The organism is Mesotoga sp. Brook.08.105.5.1 (assembly GCF_002752635.1).
In the GTDB taxonomy this organism is placed as follows: domain Bacteria; phylum Thermotogota; class Thermotogae; order Petrotogales; family Kosmotogaceae; genus Mesotoga.
This window is the reverse complement of the sequence record NZ_AYTW01000017.1, coordinates 78,906-101,967: the sequence shown is the minus strand read 5'-3', so window position 1 is coordinate 101,967 and position 23,062 is coordinate 78,906. Positions and strand designations below refer to the sequence as shown.

Here is a 23,062-nt window from a genome sequence, read left to right as displayed (position 1 = left end):
CCAGGGTTGAAAAGGATAATTTCATCAGGAATTGCAGCTTTTTTAGCTTTCACATTACTCCTTGGGTCTGAGGTACTGGCCGATAGGTACCTTCAGTTGTTGTTGCGTGGCAACTATTATCTTGCATACGAAATGCAGAGCGTGCGGGCAAAAGGTCTGTACAATGTTGAAGAAATGGAAAGAGAATTCCAGCAGCTAAGAGACGAGTACGGAAACTATCTTTTTGTCTTCTCGACAGAGAGGAGCGAGATAAGAGGTTTCACGGTCTTCATCTTTCACGCTCAGTTCGAGAGAGGATTTATAGATTTCAACGTAGTAATTGATGATCAGGGAAAGGTCGACACTTTTGTAATTCAACCGACTCTTCAACCGGGAAGTATAGCCGAGTATATCGATACAAGCAAGTTTGATGAGTTTGAAATAACAATTGGCGAGGGAAGATACCGGCTTCCCGCAGTAATTACCGTTCCCAAAGAGATTGACAAGTATCCACTTGTGATTCTCATACATGATTCGGGAGCTATGGACAGAGATTCTACAATTGGGCCGAACAAACCATTCAGGCAGATAGCCTGGGGACTGGCGACTCAAGGTGTGGCCGTTCTGAGGTATGATAAGAGATCCTTTGTATTCGGAGAGCGGCTATCTCAAACCCCTCCTAGCATCGAAACAGAAGTGATTGAGGATGTCGTCAGTGCAATAACCGCTGCGTCGAGAATACCGTCAGTTTCATCAATATTTCTTGCTGGGCACGGACTCGGAGGCAGAGTTGCCCCAGTAATCGCCGCCAGAGACCCTAGAGTTGATGGGATTATTCTTCTTGCCACCCCGGCCAGAAGAGAGCTTCAAGTAATAATCGATAAGCAGAAGTACTTTGCATCGATTTACGAAACAGATAGAGGGCAGCAGACACAACTTCTTACAGATTACTTGCAGGCCGCGCTAGATGGCAAATTACCCCCAGGTACTCCTGTTCTTGCGGCAACGGCCGGCTACTACTATGAACTTGACAGAATGAATCATATTGAGACCATAAGGGAATTGGAAATACCGGTCCTAATAGTCCAGGGTGATGCAGATTTCGAGTCAACCGTTCAGGACTACATAATGTTTATGAATGCACTCTGGACACGAATCAACGTCTATTTCCAGTTATTACCCGGTCTGGACCACTATTTCATGCCTGTAAGAGATGGCTTGTCAACACCCGATCACTACTATGAGTTCAGACATGTCGACAGACAACTCATCGACACAATGTTCTCCTGGATATACATCTTCGACTAAGGAACGCTCATGGTGTTTCCGCAATCGAGCATTTAGGCCCATAGAAACTTTGATAGGCTGCTCACGGCAATCCTCATTCACCATAAAGAAAACACGAAACAAAATGACCGTCACTTGCTTCTTTAAGCGACGGGCTTTCTTTACCGCATCTGTCGAAGGCTTTCGGACATCTCTTTACAAATCTGCATGTATCGGGCGGATCGACAGGTGAAGGTATGTCTCCTTTCACTATCTCTCTCTTTCCAGTCTTTCTCAAATGAGGATTCGGCACGGGGATAGAAGAAAGCAGTCCGCGAGTGTAGGGATGAAGCGCATTATTGAAAAGCTCGTCTGTCTCCGCGGTTTCCACTATCTTTCCCAGGTACATAACCGAAATCCTGTCACAAATGTGCTTTACTACCGCGAGGTCGTGTGCAATGAATAGGTAAGTCAGCTCGAACTCATGTTTTAGATCTTCAAGAAGGTTTATAACCTGTGCCTGGACAGATACATCAAGCGCTGAAACAGGCTCGTCGCAAATGACAAGAGCAGGATTCAGGATCATCGATCTGGCTATTCCTATTCTCTGTCGCTGCCCTCCGGAGAACTCGTGGGGGTAACGATACATATACTCTGGCCTCAGACCTACCTTTTCAAGGATATCGGATATCATAGACTTTCTCTCTTCTTTACTCTTGCCAACGGAGTGTACTCTCAATCCTTCCGCAATTATGTCATGTACTGTCATTCGCGGATTGAGAGATGCATATGGATCTTGAAAGACCATCTGTATCTCTTTCCTGAAGGGTCTCATTTTCGATTCGGAAAGAGAGAAGATATCTACGTTGTCATCCGTGGAACCTCCCCCTCTGTAAAGAAACTCTCCATCTGTAGGCTGGTAGATTTTTATTAGAGTTCTTCCTATTGTAGTCTTTCCACAACCCGATTCTCCGACAAGTCCTAAAGTCTCACCTTTGAATATGTGCAGATCCACGCCGTCTACAGCCTTAAGATGCGATTTTTTTCTGAAACCGCTCTTTATAGGAAACCACTTCTTCAGATTCTTGATTTCTACCATTGGAGATAACATCATCGATCATTCCTTTCGAAAAGCCAGCAACGAACTGAATGCCCGTTCTCAAAATCGATCAGAGGAGGTTTTTCCAGGCACCTATCAAATGCCACCGAGCACCGGGGCCTGAATCTACATCCTTCAGGAAAGCTTGAAGGATGCGGAACATAACCACTTATAACATTCAGTTTTCTCTGTTCTTTCTTGGAAATTTCTATCTTCGGTATCGAGTTGATCAGCCCCTTTGTGTAGGGATGCATTGGACTGTCAAAGATATCGAATATCCCACCGCTCTCTACAATCTGACCGGCATACATCACAAGAACTCGATCACACATTTCGGCAATTACTCCCAGATCGTGCGTAATGATTATCGTGGCTGTGCTGAACTTATCCTTCAGCTCGTTCATTAGCTCCAAAACCTGGGCTTGAATGGTTACGTCAAGCGCTGTAGTTGGTTCGTCGGCAATGAGCACCTCCGGGCTGCAGGCGAGCGCCATAGCAATCATTACTCTCTGCCTCATTCCTCCAGACAGTTGATGAGGAAATTCCGTGACTCTCTTCTTAGGCTCTGGAATCCCAACAAGCCGGAGCATTTCCACGCTCCTCGTCATTGCCTCCTCCTCACTAAGACCTTCGTGCAGTCTATATACTTCGGAAATCTGCCATCCGATCGTGTAGAGGGGATTCAATGAGGTCATGGGTTCCTGAAATACCATAGATATCGACTTGCCTCTAATCCTCTGAAGCTCTTCCTTGCCGAGCGTCGAAATGTCCTTCCCTCTGAAAGCAATTCTTGTGTCTTCACCGAGAAAGGAGTTCTTTGGGAGCAACCTCATTATTGAGAAAGCTGTGATTGTCTTGCCACAGCCAGATTCTCCCACGATCCCGAGAGTCTCTCCCTTTGATAGACTAAAGGAGACCCCGTCTAGAGGTGTTATCCTTCCAAGCTGGGTTTTAAAGGAAATCTTCAAGTTGTCAACTTCGAGTATTCTTTCCATGCTTTTCAACTCTCACTCACAAATTTCGGATCCAGAGCATCTCTAAGTCCATCTCCAAGAAAGTTCACGTTCAGTACTGTGATGAATATGAAGAATCCCGGGAATACGGTAAGCCACCATGGATTTACCCCAGTAGTTGTGCCAAGAATATAGTTCATGGCTCTCTGAAGCATATTACCCCATGACGGCATGGGAGGCTGTATGCCAAGCCCAAGATAGCTAAGGGACGACTCGGCGAGAATCGCGTAAGACATGTTCAATGTTGCAGAGACAATTACAATTGGTACTACGTTTGGCAGAACGTGTCTGAGAATGATTCTCACATTTCTGACCCCCATAGCTTTGGCCGACATAACATACTCGGTCTCTCTTATCGATAAAACCAGTCCCCTGACCAACCTGGAAACACCCATCCAGCCGAAGACCGTTAACACTAGAATGATATTAGATATCCCGGAGCCAAAGACAAGTGTAAGGGTGATTAGAATTGGAAACATAGGAATAGAAAGCATCACATCTACAAATCTCATCAGGAATCTATCTACCAGTCCTCCATAGAAGCCTGAAAACAAACCTACGGCAGTTCCAATGAGAGTGGTTATGACTGCAGAGGCGAAACCCACGAATAGAGATATTCTTCCTCCATACATTACTCTAACAAGCACATCATGTCCCAGTTCATCTGTTCCGAATAAATGACCTTCTGTAAACGGCGGAGAAAAGAGGTTAGAGAAATCCATGTCCTCGTAGCCCACATCGATGAAGAGCGGACCTATCAGAGTGAATATAACAACTGCAACGAGCATCACGGCACCTAACACGGCAAGTTTATGACTCTTGAACTTTGCCCATACCAACTGCCTGTAACTGTTTATATGGATCGGGCGCGCCTTCTCCTCGATTTCGTCAAGTTTCCTTTTATAGAAGAATTTTCGCATAGCTAAGCTCCCTTTCTGCCCATTCTGATTCTTGGATCGACCAACACATACAGTAAATCGGCAACCAGATTCGATATTAGGGTTACAATCGCTAGGAACATCAGACAACTGATCGCCAGATTGTAATCGCTTGAAATAACCGCGTTGTACATAAGTCTCCCCATTCCCGGCCAGGAGAAGACCGTTTCAATGATCAATGCTCCGCCGAAGAAATACGGAATGTCTAGGGCGATTATGGTGATAATCGGTATCATAGCATTCTTAAGAGCGTGCTTGATGATGACCTTTCTATCGGGAACCCCTTTCGCATACGCAGTTCTAACATAATCCTGATCAAGAACTTCCAGCAGAGACGTTCTTATATACCTTACCCAAGAAGCAACCTGTACCAAACCTAGAACAAAGGCGGGAAGTACGAGATGTCTCAGTCTGTCAACAAAGACATTCCAAGTACCTGTGACCCCATAGGTTGACATACCGGAAACGGGAAACCAACCGAGACCAACGCTGAAAATTATTATCGCGATCAAAGCAAACCAGAATCCAGGCAAAGAGATTCCCACAAAAGCAAATACAGTCGTTGAGTAATCGAAAACAGAATATTTCTTTACTGCCGAAAGTATCCCAATAGGAAGAGCTACTACCAGCCCAATCAACCATGCGGTGATAGTAAGGATTAAAGTATTCGGTAGCCGTGAAAAAATGAGGTCTATTACCGGAGTCTTGTACATGCTCGAATATCCCAGGTCGCCAATCATAACACTCTTCAGCCATGAGAAGTATTTCACCGGAAGAGGATCATCAAGGCGATAATACTCCCTTAGTTCCTTCATCCTCTGAGGATCGTTGGCCATTGCCCGAGGATTCTGCATTCTCATCTGGAGGAGAGGATCTCCCGGCATGGAGTTCATTATCACAAATATTATGATCGATATTGCAAAGAAGACCGGGATAAGTTCGAGAAACCTCTTCAGGAAATATACTTTCACGATATCCGGCTTTCCCTTCTCTGAATATAATCGGCAACATTCAAACCTGCAATCAGCTGAACACTGACAAGACTCTTTATGGGGATTGTAGTGTAGTTTAGATTCTCTTCAAGATACTCCATTTTCCTCTCAAATGCCTCATCTGCCATCTTGGAGATTGCCGACAGCTTCTCCGATCCGTCATCATTCTCCCTGACCAATCTTTTTAGCATCCCTAGCATCAATGATTGATAGAACTGGCTGACAATCTTATTATCAAAGACCTCTGCCATACTTGCCTTTCTCTCCAGAGACTGGTCATTTTCAATCCAATTCTTCTGCGCTTGAAGTTGATCTGGGTAGGTTTCAAGAACATTCTTGAAGACTCTGTAGAACGGCGACTTTCTGTCTATAACGTAAGGTTCAAGCGCTTTCAACACTTCGCTCACAAACTCAAAATTCTCGACGGACCTCTGATAGTTGAATCTCTGCGCTTCCTTCCTCGTAATCTCTGCTTCAGACATGTCTTCGACCCTTGCATCATAATAGTATGGCATCTCACAAACCAAGGAAAACGTATCGGCCACGGATGAAGCAAAATCATCAGAACTAGTACCGGCTTTGATGACGTCTGCTGGGTCTTTGTTTGGACCAAGATTCTTCTTTAGATAATCATACTCTTGAGCCATTCCGAAAAGCTTGAAAATAGCAGGTTCGAGCTGCTCCAAAAAAGGCGCTTCCGGCTCTCCAAGAGCAAGGGGCAAACCAAACAAACCTGGAAGTTTCCTGAAAGTTTCATGGAGTTCTGGAACTGCGTCGCTCACATAATAATAGACCCCTCCAAACCCGGAATTGTGAAGAGAGTACATGAAATCGGGCTTCTTCTCTTCAATAAGCTTCATAAGCACTTCTGTCTCCGGCAATGGCGAGTGGAAATGCAGAGTTTTGTAATCAACAGGGAAGGTCCATTCAACCTGTTCGTGGCCCGGCGGTCTGTAGAAGTTGCCTGCATACTTTCTTATTGAAGAAGAGTCTTTGAACCACCCCTCATTCAGCTTTGTGCCATCGACGTCAATTACCTTTATCAGATGCCAGGTGAAGTCTAATCCATCGCGAAAAGCGTCATCGCTTGCAAGCTTCTCACTCAGGAAATCCAGCATCATTGCACCTATCGGCTCGTTTGGATGAGGACAGCCGAACAGAAGTGCGTTCTTTTTACCTTTACCAATTTCCAGAACATAGATTGGATTTCCGGCACGTGATCTTCCTGCCTCATATATCTTGACTTTGTCTGGATACTTCTTTGCGAGTTCGAACGATCTATGGTTCATTTCCTCGACTGTGAAGAACTCCTTGTAGTCGGGGACTGCATCGATAAGTTCTCTGAACTTCATGTCGAAACCTCCGAAAGATGATGTAAGAAAACATGGGGGAGAAGCTCATCTTCTCCCCCAAAGAAGCCAATTATCTATCTATGTACCAGTTCTGGATTATCCAGCCGAGTCCATTATCATATCCAGAGTTGAAACTCTTGATGTACTTCTTTGCAAAATGAGGTGTCGGTGCAACTACTAACGGCAGAACGGGGAGTTCATCCGTCCAGAGCGCGAAATGCCTTTCATAGAGAGCCTGTTTCCTCTCTGGATCAAGCTCCTTTGCGGCCGCGTTAATTATCTCATCGTTTTCAGCGTTTGCCCAACCGGTATAGTTCATTCCTCCCCAGTAGTTCTCGTCAGAAGGTATCTGATCTGTGGTCCAGTAATTGGCTGCTTCGTCGCTGACACCATAACCCCAGCCGGAAAGCAAAGCATCATAGTTTCCGTAAGGGAAAGCTTCTGTCCATATAACGAGAGCAGGCTTCACATCGATCTCGACGTCCATTCCGACCTGTTTCAGCATGCCCTGGATAATCTGTGCCATCATCTGATAATCTCCACTTCCCGAAGCAAGAGAAAGCTTGAACTTCAAGGTTTTACCGTCTTTCTCATAGATACCTCTGTTGTTGAGCTTCCAGCCAGCCTCTTCAAGCAGTGCTTTGGCCTTTGCGGGATTGTATTCGTAATGTTTAACATCTGGCGCCTTAAGTGCTTCTCTCATCTGATGAAGATCAGTAATCCAGGTATCCACCACTTCGGCCAGTCCGGCGTATACTACATTGCTTATCTGCTCTCTGTTTATACCATAGAGAACGGCCTGCCTTACCCTCTTATCTCCAAAGATCGGATGGGGTTTTGTTGTATCCTCGGGATCCCTTAGATTCAAGTTCAGATTATCGTAAGCAATGTTTGGTGTATAGAAAACGTTGAACATGTCTGCCCGTTGATTCTCCAGCTGTACCGACTGTTTGAGGGAGAGAGTGTACCTACCGAAATCGATTTCTCCATTTAGTGTGGAAGCAAAAACAACGTCCATGTCAGGAATGATTCTCATTACCAGCTGGTCGATGTTCGGCCTACCCATATAATAGTCATCAAAAGCTTCCATTATCACATACTGACCTTCAGCATATTCTTTGAACTTGTAGGGTCCTGTCATAATAGGATTCTTCGTAGCTTCTTCAACAAAACGATCCCAGTTTCCGCTTGCTTTTGCTGCTTCGAAGCTTGTTCTGTAGACATGTTCTGGCAGCTGGAACCAGCCGAAATAATAGGCATAGACGGAAGACCCCAGCTCGGCATTACTTAGGGGTTCAGGAAGGGTAATAGAGTATGTATAGTCGTCAATTACATTGACTTCGGATACTGACCTCTCGAAGTAGTTCGTCGTAACCGGGGCGCCGCTGTTCATAACTTCCCACTGGAACTTCGCATCATGGGCAGTCACTGGCTCTCCATCGTGCCACTTCATTCCCTTTCTTAACTCGTAAGTTATCGTAAGTGAACCGTCTTCGTTTATTACCATCAGCCCGTTTTCTAGACTTGGCATTCTCTTGACCATTCTCGGAAAGTAGAATCCGTCCTTGTCTGTTCCGGTTATTCCATCGCCAATGATATTGCAGATCGTCCATGTCAGTCCGGAAGAAGTGAACAAGGTGTTGAAACCAGGAGCATCGGCAGTAACCGCAGTCGTTGCCATTCCGCCCCTAACTGGAGGATTCATAGCCATGTAGATCGAAATGGCAGCCTCTTCCCTTGTGATGGGTGAGCTGGCCTCGATCAAGTGGCCATATCGGAAATCGAGAAGTTGGTGATTGCTCCTGTAAGCAACAGTGAGGGCTCCCCATGCCTCCACCGGAGCGTCCCACTCGTCAATTGCTGTGGTGCAAATCTCATCGTAGGACTGAGCTTCAGACTTCAGACCGAGAACCTCAACCATCGCAACGGCGAAGTCTGCTCTCAAGACCTCTCCTGCTCCGGAGATCAGATTTCCCTTGCCGGGAAAGGCCTTTTCAACTGCATTCCTGAATTCTGAATAAGTTAACGGTGATTCATCGACTGAAGACATGATTCCTTTTGATTCGATTACAGGAATCGCCTCTTCCGGGAGAACCTGTCCCAACAAGAACGCTGAGAAGAGAATAATTAGAAAGAAAACCAGGAGCTTTTTCATCCCGCACACCTCCAAGAAAGATTATTTGGAACACGGAAAATTTATGTAATTATATACCAGTCACAGAGAAGATTTCCCAAAACAGGGAAGATTTATACGTATTGTTTACCTTCCAACACAAGTTAATACCAAATCATTCACCTGGAAGAGAAGAAGAGATCTTCGTAAGACTGCATTATCTGTCTAGTATAATCACCACAAACGCTGAAACAGACTTGGTCTATCGCTCTGACAGGCATCACCCTGGAGACTGTGCTTACGAGAAAGACTTCCTCAGCCTCAAGAAATTCATCTACGGTAACCGGTTTTTCGACAACCTGATAATCCAGTTTCTTAATGAGGTCGATCACTTTTCCCCGCGTTATGCCCGGGAGAATGTTATCGATTTCTGGAGTGAAAAAAACACCGTTCTTCACAAGAAAGTAATTCGAACTGCCACCTTCTGTGGCAACTTTCTTGCCTTCAAAGTCTCTAAACATCAAAGCTTCGTAGCCTCCGTTGCTATAGGCGAAGTTCTTGGCAAGAACGTTGGGCAGCAGATTTATCGTCTTGTGCTCACATAGCTTGTGTCTTAGATCTGGATAGGTGAAGAGCTTAACTCCATTCTTCCAGTTCTCTGCATCAATTCTTCTCAATGGAAGTGCAAGCATAAAGAACGTGCTTGGGGTTTTCTCTGAAGGAAATCTGTGTTCTCTGTGAAGATCTGTTCCTCTTGTAAGTTGTATATAGAGTTCCCCGTCTTCAATTGCATTTCTTCTGATTAGTTCCGATGCAAACTCCTTTGTCTCTTTCGAAGTGAACGGAATCTCCATGTTGAAGAAAGCAGCGCTCTTAATCATCCTCGTGAAGTGATCTTCGAAGAATAATATCCTGCCTTTGATTGTCCTTACAACCTCAAAGAGACCGTCCGCAAAAGTGAGTCCCCTATTCTCCAGTTGAACATGCTTACCCTTTTCTTGAACAAATTCGCCATCGTAAAATGCCCACATAAGTGCCTCCTCCAGCTTCACTTCGTTCATAACACCATTATGCATCAACAGACTATTAGTTTGCGGTAAGACAGCACATCAATGATAGAATATAACGGAACCGTAAGCAGACCTTTCATTTGGAGGTTTTCTAAATGGACAACGTTTTGGCACTTTTTCCTGGAGGCTCTTCGGGACTTTTTGGAAGTAAGGTGTACGATGTTATTGTAATTCCAGAGGGACTCTTGTTGGTGCAGTTGACTAAATCAATAACAAATGAAGCCGTTAAGAAGGCAAAGGAAGCCTCCGAAGAAAGAAACGAAGGGTTCTTCAAAAAGATGGCATCTGTGATGTCTGCGGGTTCTTCTTTGCTTGACAGATACAACGAGAAGACAAGAGAAGAGATTTTGAACGAAACACCTGGTAATCTCTTCATTCCGAAAGACTCACTGAAAAAAGTCAAGGTCTCCAGTACTATGGACTCTTCATCAGGAGGTGCTAACACAGACAGTACCGTGATGAAGATAGTCTGGACAGGCGGAAAAATGAAATTGACCTTCAGGACATACCTAAACGTAAGGGAAACTAAGCGTTTTTTTAGGGACACGTTTGGAGTATAACGTGTCGTTCACGGGTAAACTCATTCACCTATGGTCTGAGGCAGGAGGTATGCCATGAGAAAAACGATACTATTGGCAGCTGTGGCTCTAATCGCAGTCACTTCGCTGGCCAACAAAGTTCTTGAATTTCCAAATGCTGATATCTACTACCGTAAGGGGTTCGAGGAGATCGCTATCCATGTAGGTAATGTCTTTGAATCTATAAGACCGAAAGTCGTTGAACTGGTGGGCAACGACCCCGGAAGAATAAACATCGTTCTGAAAGATTTCGGGGCAAATACGAACGGTATCGCTCAGGCTCAAAACCACAAGACTATTCAGATCTTTGTGTGGCCTGCCGACACAATACTCTCAACGAGAATGAATGTGTCGAATTTGTATAGACAGTTGTTGATGCATGAATTCACTCATATCGCCCACCTGACTTACACAACAGGTGTGCCTGCGTTCATTTCTAGAGTGCTTTTAGGAACGGAACTCTTTTCGCCGCAGATGTTCTCACCATTTATTGAAGGAGTGACCTTGTTCGCCGAATCCTCTAATTACTTCTCCGAGGGAAGATTGAACAACCCATTGTGGGGGAAAGAGATGACATATCAGAATATGAAGGCCGACTCCTTCGCTGGCCTGGACTACGCTCTGTCCGTTTCGCGTGAGGACTACCGCGGAGGAGCTCTCTATTACAACTACATTGCCAGTTTCTATGATTATCTCGTCAGAAGGTTCGGAATAGAATCTGTGAAGGAGTTTCACAAAGAAGTTTCGGGGAGAATGCCTGTCATAGGGGTAATCAACGCCTCAAGAATCGCATTTGACGAAACGCTAGACGTGCTTTATGATGACTGGAAAGAAGAAGTGGAATCTGAAGCCGCAGACTACGGAACATTGAACGAAGTCAAGACGATCAAGAATGGACAGATACTTGACATGACCAAGACGGAAAACGGCGTCATTTTCTCTTATTCTGTTTTTGGAGAAGCAAGTTCATGGAATGGGGCAGTTGAAAGAGGAATTGAAGAGTATGTTGATGGAGGTTTTTCTAGAAGACTCTCTGACTTTGGAGCAATTACCCTTAAATGGCGCGAAGGTAACATCTACCTGATGACTTCAGTCACTGAGAGAAGCACAACTCTTAGAGAGATCTGGTCGTACAGACCTCCTCTCTCAGTTAGGCTTCTGGACAAGGGCATGGTAACTGCCTTTGATATCTACAATGGAAGACTGATAAAAGCGCTTTATGACACGAAGACTGGATTTTCAACAATCTACTTCGAAGAAATGCAGCTAACAACAATCCCGTGGTTGATCAAGGACATAATAGCACTCGAAGACGGTAGTTTGATAATGCTCCTCTCGAAGGACGGTATCAACGGAGCGATCGCTAAATTTACCGAAGGTGAATTCAAGATCATTCTACAAGATCCATATCTCAAAGGAAGGGGTATCGACTATAACAATGGGCAAATAATCTTTACCTCCTCCTACGAAGAGGGGTTCATGGATGCCTTTTCCGTAGATGTTGAATCAGGTGAGGTTTTCAGACTTACCGAGGGAGCCAATCTCGAAAAGGCCGTCGTGCTCGATTCTACTGTATATGGATTTGGACATTCCAGACAAGAGAAAGGAATGTCGATATTTACCTTTGATCTACAGAGTAGCCCATACGTTGTCAAAGAAGTTGAACCCGACGACTTCGACCCTGCAGCGGCGGACTACACAGAAGGCAATTATCTTAAGAAAACCTTCCTTCACTTCTTGAATCCAATTTTGAGAGCGCCTCTTGTATCGTACGATGGCGAGCACTTTTCTTTGGGCTTTTTAACTCTTCACCTGTCCCATGATTCTAACCACTCTATGACGCTAATGCCATCGTTCACATTCGGAACCAACAAGCTTTCCCTAACTGCCGAGTACAGTGGGCAGGTATTTGAAGGGGTCAATGCAATTCTTACTGTCAATCTGGGCGTTCCCGAAGCTCCTATTGCAAGCGCCGGCCTCTCTTCTGAGCTGTTCCAGTTGCCTCTCAATCCTTCCACAAGATTCAGATCGCATGCTTACATTGGACTGGACACATCGGGTGGAATAACGACTTCCGTCCCGTTGAGTCTAAACGGAAATCTCTTCTCGATTTCCCTAGAACCGGGCATAAGACTCTCAAATGGAAAGATAACACCGTTGCTTGCTCTTGATGCAACATTCTCTCCAACCTTGGGAACGTCTGTCGGTCTTGGAGTGGGTTTCTACGAAGACTTCTACTGGTATATCAATGGAGCCCAACTACTATATCGGATCAACTGGGGATGGAGTCCACTCTTCTTTCTAAAAGAGATGGGAGTCGGAATTGAGGTAAATGGATCAAACACTAATCTAGATCATTCTGCTATGTATCTATTTGTAAATGTCGGTTCAACTATCGGTCTCGGAGATCTTTTCCCAAAGATTGGCATTCAATACAGCAATTCTCGATTGGGACTCTACTTAGGATTAGAGACCAGGCCCTGAAAGAGGTTTCGCGCTTCAGTCAGGACTTTGCATTAAGAGTAATCAAAGAGGGGGGATCCTCCCCCTCTTCTTCATATAGGTGTCTCTAACATTCTCATAGAAACTTGCATGCACCTGCACCTGTTTTCCACAATACCCACAACCTTTGTTGGGAGCAAAGAACCTGAAACATTTTTATTCGGGAGCACTATATCTGTACCGTTGACCGAGATCTCATGTAGTCACAAATCAGAAGTGAATAAAGCAAGAGGAGCGTGGGCCAAAGAGCTAGTTACACCCTGGCATTCTTTTCGTAAAACTGAATCTTTCGATGATGGGGATTCAAAATCATTATGTTATCCTACTTGTTAAAGGAACTTAAAACTTGCCCGCCAGTCGACTTTGCTTAAACCACAACAACCGTATGAGGTATAATGCTGTTATCGGAGATAACAAAGAGAAAGGGGGAAACAACATGAAGACTATTGAGTACTCGGCTTTTCTTATAAGTGCTTCAGGCTCAGTGTTTATTGAAGAATCAAAGCATGACGGAATAACTTTTACATTTCCTTCCGATCCAGTCTTTGCCAAATACAGAGACCGATTAATGGCCGTTATCGAAGTGAAAATGGAAGCTTCGAGATTCTCTCTAACCAAGAGCAAGCTGGACTTAAGTTCAGTTAAACTACATGGAATCAAAGTCGTTGGCGACAAACTTTACGAAGACTCGGTATCGCTCTGGGCATTCGAATCGAGAACTTTAGGCAAGACTATTAGAGTCGTATCGGACAACGAGGCATCGATGATTCCCGCAAAGAGAGATACAGATTATGTGGTTCCAATTATTGTTAACACAATAGAGTTTTCTTCAAAGGAAGAGCATTTGGGAAGATTCGTCTTTCCGCTACCTGACGAATGGTTTGTTCTTTCTGGAGTTTTCTTCGGACAAGACGGCGCAAAGATCCGCAAGGAGAACTCAAAGGTTAGTTTAGATTCATTCAGTACGGAGATTATTGTTAATGAATTGAAAAAGCACAGAGTCTTCAACGACAACTTGTGGGATCTTTATCAGCTGTACAAATCTCTAGAGAGTTTTGAAACTAAGAATGAATCGCTGCCTGAACCGCTCGGTGAGGAAATACCAGTATCCTCTCTGGATCTGGAAGAAAGCATTCCAGAATCTGCAGACCTGTACCTGGCCGGGGATCGAAAGACTACCGACTCTCTCCATCGTGAAGTCGTGGTTCAATCAAGCATAGAGAAGGTCGGAACCTTCAGCAAGAAGAAGGGAGTTGTTCTGAGGATAAAAAATAATTCAGACCTTGGGACGGTTAAGGGAGTCCATATATCTTTCAGACTGCTTGATCCTATGGGCAAGGAGCTTTACGTTGCTGAGAAGGAGCTAGAGGGCCTAAGCGTAGGACCCGGGGAAGCAAAAAAGCATGATTTCACCGACTTTCCGGAATTTGCTGATCATCAGCTGGAAAGAGTGGCGATTAATCTGATAAGTATTTCGTGGAGTAACGGTCTAGAGACCTTCACTTCTGCTGAAAAACAGACAGATTTCTGAACTGTCTGTGTTCGGCCGCTTTCACTATTTCCATGATCCTCACGGCCTTCTTGTCGTGAGGGTTTAGTTTTTCTCCGGCTTCTATCTTTATGAGTGCCTCATCAAGCTCAGTAAAAGACATCCCAAAAGCAGTCTCATCGGTAACACCAGGAATAAGGTCAGGACTCGGCGGCTTCTCTATGATCCTCTCCGGAATTCCCAATTCTCTAGCAAGGCTAATGACCTCAGTTTTGAACAGATGCTTGATTGGCTCAATGTCGCTTGAATCATCTCCCCACTTCACATAAAGTCCGCAAAGCCATTCGGTCTTGTTTGTCGTGCCAAGTACAGCGTAACCCCTTTTCTCAGCTTCCAAATACAACGAAACCATCCTGACTCTGTGCTTAGCTCTATAGAAAGCCAGTCCCCTTTTGAATTCTTCACTGCCCCTGTCGGCCAGGTCGTCAAGGAAAGGGTCTGAAGAAAGCTGCTGCCACTTATCCCTTACATACCTTTCCTTAACCGACTGAGGTATTAAAAGGGCCGGCGGTTGAAGTCTATAGCAACCAACAGCACGGAGAATCGAACTTATGTTCTTGATTTTGAAGTCTATTCCCAGGAAGTGCGCTACGAGCTTCGAATCCTCCAGGGTATCCTTCGAAGAGTCGCGTTCGGGCATTAGAAGGCCAAATACGTTTCTATTACCTAGGGCATCTACGGCTAGCTTACCTACCACCGCGGAGTCTATTCCTCCGCTTATTCCTATCACAGCCCCTCGATAGCCCCACTTCAAAACAGTCGTTCTTATAAAATCGACAATTTCTCGCATACGATCACCAATAAGATTATACTAGACTAATCCTCCGTTCTTGAAAACTGAATGTTCAACACAAAGAACCCATTGGAAAGTCTGACATCGAAGAAATTTCAGTTGCCAGAAATGCTAGACTTATACGTTAAGGTAATCTCATGTTTAAGGAGGAGAGAAAAATGAGAAAAACCATGTTTCTTCTTGTATCAATACTAATCGCTGGGACCGTCCTGGCATCGAACCCTCTTAACCTTTATGGAAGGGATGCAGAGGGAAGAAATGGAGTTGTTGCGGCCGCAAAACCCGAAGCCTCAGAAGTAGGCGTTAGAATTCTCGAGATGGGAGGGAATGCGGTAGACGCTGCGATAGCTACGGCATTTGCGATAGGAGTTCTGGAACCTAATGCTTCTGGAATTGGCGGCGGAGGATTCATGATAATTAAGCTGGCCGATATGGACGAAGCAGTAGTTATTGATTTCAGAGAAACTGCACCGAACGCTACAAGCCCCACTTTTTTCAATCTTGACGAGAATAATCGCCCAGTAAACTATGAGAGCGTCATCGGAGGAAAGGCCGTCGGGGTTCCAGGTGAAGTCGCTGGCCTGTTGTACGCTCTTGAAAACTACGGAACGCTCTCTCGAGAAGAAGTAATTCAGCCGGCCATAGACTGGGCCGAGAAGGGAATCCCCGTAACAGTTAACCTTTTTTCAATTATTAGCGATAACTACGAGAAGATAATGATGATGGAAAATGGCGTAGACCTCTATTTGAAGTATGGAGGTATTCCTTATGAAGTGGGTGAGACTATTGTACTAAAGGACTTGGCCGATACGCTAAGATCTATCGTAGAGAACGGGAAAGATGCGATATATTCTGGGGAAATTGCCGAGAAGATTGTGGCCGAAGTTCAGAAACGCGGCGGAGTAATGACAATGGATGATCTTGCAAATTATGAAGTGAAGGTTCGCAAACCAGTTGTTGGCACGTATCGAGGTTACACTATTCTGTCAGTTCCACCTGCCAGCTCTGGAGGAACTCATGTGATTGAACTCCTAAATATTATGGAAAATTTCGATGTCGGATCGATGGGAGACAACACAGCCGAGACGATCCACATCTGGTCGGAGGCAATGAAACTGATTTTTGCAGATAGATCAAAATACATGGCAGATACTGACTTTGTAAATGTTCCTCTCGAGGGACTAACTTCGAAAGATTATGCTAGGATCCTTGCTGAGAAAATCGATAAGCGCATTCCACTTGAATCCGTCGAGCCCGGTGACCCCTGGAAGTTCGAAAGCGGAAGCACTACTCATCTTTCTGTTATGGACAGAGAAGGAAACATGGTTGCTATTACAAAATCCATAAATTACTTCTTTGGTTCCGGCGTTGTTGTACCGACAACAGGAATTATTCTCAATAATCACATGGACGACTTCGTAAAAACCCCCGGCTCAGCAAACTCAGTCGAACCTGGCAAACGACCTCTCAGTAGCATGAGTCCTACTCTGGTTATTGATCCTGAAGGTGAACCATATATGGCTATCGGCGCGCCAGGAGGTACACGGATTATCACTACTGTGGCTCAAACGATAAGCAACATCATTGACCACGGAATGACTGTACAGCAAGCAATTCTCGCACCCAGAGTATTTAGGACACAGACTGGCCCGATGTCCATAGAAGGAAGGATATCAATTAACGCTTACAATAGGCTAATCGAAATGGGGCATGACATAACTGTAAGAAACGACTATGATCCCTACTTCGGTGGGGTTCATGCCGTCTTGTTCAACAGAGATATTGGAATACTATTTGGAGGAGCCGATCCCAGAAGAGACGGGCAGGCTGTCGCTTATTGAGATGATGTTTTGGAGATCTCTGAAGCTCAATCGAAAGCAATGCAGAGTCTAATTTTAATAATGGTGTTGGTGAGTAGATCAAAACGAACCGCTTATTAAGAGTGTTTTGGACTTTGCTTTTGGAATTAAACCAGATTATAATGTTTCCATAACTTCACAGTAGAGGGGGTGAGTGGTGTGTGGAAAGAGTTCAAGAAGTTTATCAGTCGCGGCAGCGTCATTGATCTTGCTGTTGGTATCATAATCGGTGGTGCGTTTCAAGTAATTGTGAGATCTCTTGTAGACGACATACTGATGCCAATTCTCGGTCTATTCACAGGCGGCATTGATTTAAGCAACCTATTCATAAACATATCAGGGGAATCTTATGCAACACTCGCAGAGGCAAAAGCGGCCGGTGCAGCAACTATAAACATCGGTCTTTTCATCAACGCGATTATTAATTTCATTATTCTCGCTTTTGTTATCTTCTTGATTATAAGAGCAATCAACAAAATGCGGGACAGACTGAAGAAAGAAGAGGCTCCGGCTGCACCAACAACCAAGACCTGTCCTTTCTGTCACACATCGATTCCTATCGATGCAGTGAGGTGTCCTAACTGTACATCTGAACTTGGAAAGAAAACTTGAGATAATAATTAGCAAAAAGCGGCCTAGCGGCCGCTTTTTTTTGTTTGCGTGTTTCCATTCGTGGTTGTTATCTAAATCGATTTGTCAAATGAATACAATGCTTCAGAGATGATGGTACAATCTTTCTATCTAGATCCGGAGGTTCAGATGCTGCTTAGGAAATTTTTCGCGCTCTTGATTACGCTTTTTATTGTTCTTTGTTTTTCGCTAACGGGATGCATCAAACCCGAGGTTTATTACTCTCTTTCAGGTCAGGTCATTCCTTACTTTCCAGAAACTCCAGTTATCGATAATTTTCAAAGAACTGCGGCATATTCTCCCACGTTTTCCGCTAAAGACATTGAGCAGGGTTTCCTGAGTAATCAATTTGTTGTCCTATTTGATAGAGGGTTTAATTCAGGAATAATCTCAGGCGTTTCTGGACTAGAGATTCTTGATGAGTTCTATTCAAGAGATGGGTCTCTTGGCTATGCAGTTGTGAAAACAAACGATCCATCTTCGTTGTATGGCATTGAAGGAGTTAAATCAATCGAGCCGGAAAAGATTTTCACTCTTCAATCCGAGGAGAGTGTCCCCAACGATCCGTTGTATCCCTATCAGTGGAACTACCCGATGATTCAGATGCCTCAAGCCTGGACAATTGCAAGGGGATCGTCAACGGTTGTTGTAGCTGTTATTGACTCGGGCGCTAGGCTGGATCATCCGGATTTAGAAGGTGTCTTTCTTCCGGGATACGATCTAATAAACGGTGATGATGACCCTACAGATTACGATCCCGTTAAATCCCATGGAACCCATGTTACAGGTACGATTGCTGCAAGAACAAACAATTCTCTCGGGGTTTCGGGGATTACATGGGGAGAGCACCGCACAATTATGCCAATCAAAATTTTCGAAGAAGGAAAAACCACTGATGACATACTCGCTAGAAGCATCATCTTCGCGGTTGATCACGGAGCAAAGATTATAAACATGAGCCTTGCAGGACCGGACTCTCCGGTTGTTGCAGCAGCCATCCAATACGCATCGGAAAATGAAGTCTTGATGATAGCTGCCTCAGGCAATTACTATTCCTCAAGGCCATATTATCCGGCTTCCTACGAAGAAGTACTATCAGTAGGCGCAGTCGACAATACGATGCAAAGGGCAAGCTATTCGAACTACGGAGAACATCTTGACTTTGTCGCTCCGGGAGGTTCGTCATCCTCACAGATATTGAGCACGGGATACTCGTTTGGCGAGGGAAACACTTATTCCGCTATGTCTGGCACTTCGATGGCGGCGCCACATGTAACGGGGCTTGCGGCTCTCTTGATGGCACAAGGTTACGCAGGCAGAGATTCTTCTGGCGAAGAGATCATCAGGAAGATCCTTCGGGAAACGGCCCTTGATCTGGGAGATCCGGGATGGGATCAGTACTATGGATACGGCCTTATTCAGGCATGCGATGCTCTAAATTTCGACGAAGAGCGGAGACCTCTCTTGGTCCAAATCCTCTCCACTTCGGGTGAGGTTCTGAAGGAAGCCGAAGTTGAGGCAGACGGTTCATTTTACGTAAGCGGACTCACGGAAAATTACATCAAAATAAGGGTCTGGAGAGATTTCAATGGAAACAAAGAGATCGACAAAGGCGACCTCCTGGGCTATTACGGCTTCTCTGGCTCCAGTGCAACTACAACCTGGCACCCGGAAATTGAGAACGCCGTGACTCTATCTTTTTTCAGCAGCGGGCATAATGAGCTCGAGACTCCGGTCCAGTTCTTTCCGGTCAACGAATCGTCCGGTTATTAGAATCTGAAAGGGCTCCTCTGAAGGAGCCCTTTCAGATTTATCAGACCTATGTAAGCTCTTTTGCAACCACCCTTACCGGTGTAGAATTTCCCAGGTTGTCAGTGACTGGGCAACGGTCCTCCACAGCCTCGACCCATTTCTTTAGCGTCTCTTCATCTGCGTCGGTATCAAACTTCATCTCTGCGGTTATCTCCTTGTAACCCGCTCTGTCTTCATACGATTTGCCAAACAATCTGGCCGGGTTCAGCGGGCCATAAACATCGATCTCCAGCTTGTCTATTTGAAAGCCCATCTCATTTGCTACAAGATGTCCGACTACATTCAAACAGCCGGCCAATGCGGCCAAAACATACTCGACAGGATTGGCACCCTTATCGTCACCACCGAGATTTGGTGGCTCATCAACTATCATAGTAAAATTCCTTGCCTTTACGGCAACTCGCGTCGGACTTTCCGAAACTGCTCTCACTCTGAAATTCGCATCTGGCATACAAATACCTCCTAATTTGTTATATCTTTCACAAATATTCTAACAGCATGGAGATTCTTCTCAGTTAAGCCGATATAAATTATCAGTTAAATACCCGCAATAATGGCGGACCAAGTCTTCAGAAAGGCAATGAACAGAAGTCCTTTGTCATTTACCTATTGGTTCTGAGTTCATAAACTGAAGTATTGATATCGTACGATATGGTACGGATGGACAGATCGTTGTTTGAAGCGAAAACCATGAAGAAAACCGAACCTGTAATAAAAATCTTCTTCACAAGTCAAAAAACTCTGCTTGAAGACAGATCTTAGGCCAAGATCCTACTGCAAACGTGACATCGAGAAGCGTTGAATTCACGGAAAACTCTTCATCTACCGGTATTCGCTGCGATTCACTTCTTTCTTATTTTGTATCCGTCTCTTTCGTCTAGAACTTCATATCCCTTTTCAGAAATCAGTTTCCTCAGTTCATCTGCTTTCTTCCAGTCCTTGCCCCTTCGAGCCTGATCTCTCTGGTTTGCAAGCTCTTCTACTTCTTCGGGAATTACCTCAGTTTCGATTTCGGAAAGACCTAGTCCAAGAACTCTGTCGAATTCGTTGATCAATGAGAGCTTTTCGCCAGGACGGAGATCCTCGCTGTCTACTACCTTCCACAAAACAGCGAGTGCCCTGGGTGTATTCAGATCGTCGTTTATTGCTTCATGAAATTCATTCAGAAGCACTGAATTGAGTTTACTAACAGGTGCTTCTGATCCCTTCAATTCTCCTATCTTAGTTGTAAGCCTCTTCATGGCGCTTTTCGCTCCATCGAGAGCCTCGAGTGTGAAAGCCAGCTGCTTCTTATAGTGAGCTCCCAGAAGGTAGTATCGATACTCTGCAGGATCGTAACCCTTGTCGATCAGCGTCTGCAAAGTAATGAAGTTGCCCAAGGATTTGGACATCTTCTCCCCCTCGCCGATGACGAGGAATTCAGAATGGAGCCAGTAATTAACCCATTCATGACCGAAAGCGGCCTCGCTCTGGGCAATCTCGTTTGTGTGATGAATTGGAATATGGTCTATGCCGCCCGTATGGATGTCGAATCTTTCACCGAGGTACTTCGAAGACATCGCAGAACACTCGATATGCCATCCCGGAAAACCTCTGCCCCACGGAGAGTCCCACTGCATTGCATGGCTATCGTACTTGTATCGAGTAAACCACAGGACGAAATCAAAGGGGTTTCTTTTATAGGGATCGCTTTCCACTCTAGAACGCGTATTGTCCTCGTCAAGCTTAAGCCTTGCCAGCTTTCCATAGTCCGGCAGTTTCGAAGTGTCGAAATATACGTTTCCACCAGCGACATATGTGTATCCGTTAGATTCTATCTTGCGTATCATGTCAATCATGTCGTCTATGTGCCTGGTTGCCCTACATGTGACAGTTGGGAAGATGATGCGCAATCTCTTCAGATCGTCGAAGAAAGCCTCGGTATAGAAGTCCACTATCTCCCAGACGGTTTTCCCCTCGCGTCTTGCACCGGCTTCCATCTTGTCCTCGCCTTCATCCTCGTCTCCGGTCAAGTGGCCCACATCAGTAATATTCATGACATGATTGACCTTGTACCCGTTGAAAAGAAACATCCTTTTGAGGGTGTCGGCAAAGACGTACGCCCTCAGGTTACCAATGTGAGCGAAGTTATAAACAGTGAGTCCACAAGTATATATGCCCACCTCGCCTTCCCTTAACGGCTTGAAGACTTCCTTTCTTCGTGACATCGTGTTCGTGAGTAGTATTTCCATTCTCTGCCTTCCCTCCTTCCCCAAAACCGGGCTATATGTTCATTATAAGATCGTTCCTGGTTTTCATCTCTTCAGTTTTCGGCCCATATGAGATGTAGTCAATCTCGACACCCGTTTCTCTTTCGATAAAAGTCATGTACTTCAGGAAGTTTATGTGATCAGTAACGGGCCATCCACTAACAGTTTCGTAAATTGGTTTTGCTCTGAAGAAATCATACGAAGTGGAAGGCAATTCCTTTACGACTCCATCGACATCATACGCCACACAGACTTTCACTTCATCCAGTCCGTTCAGTACGTCTCCTTTCGTAATAACGAGGCCCGTTAGACCAGACCTGATTTTTGCATATCTAAGAGCGGGAAGATCCAGCCAGCCTATCCTTCGTGCTCTACCTGTTGTTGCGCCGAATTCCTTTCCTCTTTCCCGCAGTAGCTCACCTACCCCGGAGGCCTCTTCTGTCGGAAAGGGGCCGGCTCCTACCCGAGTTGTGTAAGCTTTGAGAACCCCGTAGACACCGTCTAGTTCAAAAGTAGAGAAACCTACCGAGGATACTCCATGAGCCATACACGCCCCGGATGTCACAAAGGGATATGTGCCAAAATCCAGGTCCAGAAGAACACCCTGAGCTCCTTCAAACAAGACGGAAGTACTCCTGAAGACTCTATACATATCTACCGCACTTGTGAAATTGACGCTGAGCCTTTCAAGCTCAGCTCTAAAACCTTGCAGATAGACCAACATTTCCTCTATAGAGACAGCGAAATCCCTGTTATACTTGCTTCTCTTCATGTGATATATCGCTTCGAGTCTTTGTCTCAAGAGTGCCTCGTCAAAGAGGACGAAGAGCTTCAGCCCCTCTCTCGATGCCTTGTCGGTATAAGCGGGTCCTATACCTCTTCCCGTTGTGCCGATCGGTACCTTGCGCATCTTCTCAAGCAAAAGGTCTTCCTCTTTGTGCCAGGGAAGAACGATAAAGGCTTCGGGATCAAGATAGAATCTACTGGAGATGCCCGGGAAATCTCTTTCCAGGATTTTCAGTTCCTCAATCAACTGCCCGACATCTATTACCATCCCTGCACCAAGAAAGCCCTTTGAATCAATCACAGGATTTATCGAGGGCAAAAGATGATTCACATACTTTTTATCCCCAACATAGATCGTATGACCGGCATTTGCGCCACCGGAAAACCTTACTATCCACTCAAAATCCCTGGAAAAGTAATTGACAACCTTTCCTTTTCCTTCATCGCCCCATTGGGCTCCAACAACGGCCAGTTTCTTCACT

At 45.1% G+C, this 23,062-nt stretch carries 18 protein-coding genes; 7 read left to right on the top strand and 11 right to left on the bottom strand.

The features are described from left to right. Window positions 1-6 precede the first annotated feature (6 nt). On the top strand, window positions 7-1,287 hold the full coding sequence (locus V512_RS08010; RefSeq protein ID WP_099829964.1) for an alpha/beta family hydrolase: 1,281 nt from the start codon (window positions 7-9) through the stop codon (window positions 1,285-1,287). A 73-nt stretch (window positions 1,288-1,360) separates the two neighbouring features. Here the strand turns inward: V512_RS08010 and V512_RS08005 are convergent, their stop codons facing one another. The 7 genes from V512_RS08005 to V512_RS07975 all read right to left on the bottom strand — a co-directional run bounded on the left by V512_RS08005 (window position 1,361) and on the right by V512_RS07975 (window position 9,783). Then, window positions 1,361-2,359 (bottom strand): oligopeptide/dipeptide ABC transporter ATP-binding protein, encoded by a 999-nt coding sequence (locus tag V512_RS08005; RefSeq protein ID WP_099829963.1) that lies wholly within the window; start codon window positions 2,357-2,359, stop codon window positions 1,361-1,363. Continuing rightward, the gene (locus V512_RS08000) at window positions 2,356-3,339 is read right to left on the bottom strand and encodes an ABC transporter ATP-binding protein (protein WP_099829962.1); all 984 of its coding nucleotides are present in this window, start codon (window positions 3,337-3,339) and stop codon (window positions 2,356-2,358) included. The genes V512_RS08005 and V512_RS08000 overlap by 4 nt, the downstream gene beginning before the upstream one ends. Window positions 3,340-3,344: 5 nt before the next feature. After that, on the bottom strand, window positions 3,345-4,277 hold the full coding sequence (locus tag V512_RS07995) for an ABC transporter permease (RefSeq protein ID WP_099829961.1): 933 nt from the start codon (window positions 4,275-4,277) through the stop codon (window positions 3,345-3,347). 2 nt (window positions 4,278-4,279) lie between these two features. Further along, window positions 4,280-5,266: an ABC transporter permease gene (locus tag V512_RS07990; RefSeq protein ID WP_099829960.1), complete on the bottom strand. Its 987-nt coding sequence runs from the start codon at window positions 5,264-5,266 to the stop codon at window positions 4,280-4,282. Next, window positions 5,263-6,639: a M14 family zinc carboxypeptidase gene (locus V512_RS07985; protein ID WP_099829959.1), complete on the bottom strand. Its 1,377-nt coding sequence runs from the start codon at window positions 6,637-6,639 to the stop codon at window positions 5,263-5,265. The genes V512_RS07990 and V512_RS07985 overlap by 4 nt, the downstream gene beginning before the upstream one ends. A 70-nt stretch (window positions 6,640-6,709) precedes the next feature. After that, the gene (locus V512_RS07980; protein ID WP_099829958.1) at window positions 6,710-8,794 is read right to left on the bottom strand and encodes a peptide ABC transporter substrate-binding protein; all 2,085 of its coding nucleotides are present in this window, start codon (window positions 8,792-8,794) and stop codon (window positions 6,710-6,712) included. 137 nt (window positions 8,795-8,931) lie between these two features. Further along, the gene (locus V512_RS07975; RefSeq protein ID WP_099829957.1) at window positions 8,932-9,783 is read right to left on the bottom strand and encodes an aminotransferase class IV; all 852 of its coding nucleotides are present in this window, start codon (window positions 9,781-9,783) and stop codon (window positions 8,932-8,934) included. A 134-nt stretch (window positions 9,784-9,917) separates the two neighbouring features. Here V512_RS07975 and V512_RS07970 point away from each other — a divergent pair, with 134 nt between their 5' ends. From V512_RS07970 to V512_RS07960, 3 genes are all read left to right on the top strand, one after another. Continuing rightward, window positions 9,918-10,382 carry a hypothetical protein gene (locus tag V512_RS07970; RefSeq protein ID WP_099829956.1) on the top strand — a complete coding sequence of 155 codons (465 nt, stop codon included), beginning with the start codon at window positions 9,918-9,920 and terminating at the stop codon, window positions 10,380-10,382. Window positions 10,383-10,436: 54 nt separating this feature from the next. Further along, the gene (locus tag V512_RS07965; protein ID WP_099829955.1) at window positions 10,437-12,884 is read left to right on the top strand and encodes a hypothetical protein; all 2,448 of its coding nucleotides are present in this window, start codon (window positions 10,437-10,439) and stop codon (window positions 12,882-12,884) included. Window positions 12,885-13,338: 454 nt separating this feature from the next. Then, on the top strand, window positions 13,339-14,433 hold the full coding sequence (locus V512_RS07960) for a hypothetical protein (RefSeq protein WP_099829954.1): 1,095 nt from the start codon (window positions 13,339-13,341) through the stop codon (window positions 14,431-14,433). Here the strand turns inward: V512_RS07960 and nadE are convergent. Next, entirely contained in the window at window positions 14,402-15,241 is an 840-nt protein-coding gene (gene nadE / locus V512_RS07955; protein ID WP_099829953.1) for an NAD(+) synthase, read from the bottom strand. The genes V512_RS07960 and nadE overlap by 32 nt on opposite strands. A gap of 161 nt (window positions 15,242-15,402) precedes the next feature. Here nadE and ggt point away from each other — a divergent pair, with 161 nt between their 5' ends. The 3 genes from ggt (at window position 15,403) to V512_RS07940 (ending at window position 19,506) form a co-directional block, all read left to right on the top strand. Continuing rightward, window positions 15,403-17,085, top strand: coding sequence for a gamma-glutamyltransferase (gene ggt / locus V512_RS07950; RefSeq protein WP_099829952.1), 1,683 nt, complete (start codon window positions 15,403-15,405; stop codon window positions 17,083-17,085). 177 nt (window positions 17,086-17,262) lie between these two features. Further along, the gene (gene mscL, locus V512_RS07945; RefSeq protein WP_099829951.1) at window positions 17,263-17,715 is read left to right on the top strand and encodes a large conductance mechanosensitive channel protein MscL; all 453 of its coding nucleotides are present in this window, start codon (window positions 17,263-17,265) and stop codon (window positions 17,713-17,715) included. Between the two features lie 147 nt (window positions 17,716-17,862). After that, window positions 17,863-19,506, top strand: a complete 1,644-nt coding sequence (locus tag V512_RS07940; protein ID WP_099829949.1) for a S8 family peptidase — start codon at window positions 17,863-17,865, stop codon at window positions 19,504-19,506. A 46-nt stretch (window positions 19,507-19,552) separates the two neighbouring features. Here V512_RS07940 and V512_RS07935 read toward each other — a convergent pair whose 3' ends face one another. From V512_RS07935 to V512_RS07925, 3 genes are all read right to left on the bottom strand, one after another. Then, on the bottom strand, window positions 19,553-19,996 hold the full coding sequence (locus tag V512_RS07935) for an OsmC family protein (RefSeq protein ID WP_099829948.1): 444 nt from the start codon (window positions 19,994-19,996) through the stop codon (window positions 19,553-19,555). 391 nt (window positions 19,997-20,387) lie between these two features. After that, window positions 20,388-21,776 carry a cysteine--tRNA ligase gene (gene cysS / locus V512_RS07930; protein ID WP_099829946.1) on the bottom strand — a complete coding sequence of 463 codons (1,389 nt, stop codon included), beginning with the start codon at window positions 21,774-21,776 and terminating at the stop codon, window positions 20,388-20,390. Between the two features lie 31 nt (window positions 21,777-21,807). After that, the gene (locus V512_RS07925) at window positions 21,808-23,061 is read right to left on the bottom strand and encodes an adenylosuccinate synthase (RefSeq protein ID WP_099829945.1); all 1,254 of its coding nucleotides are present in this window, start codon (window positions 23,059-23,061) and stop codon (window positions 21,808-21,810) included. Window position 23,062 lies beyond the last annotated feature (1 nt).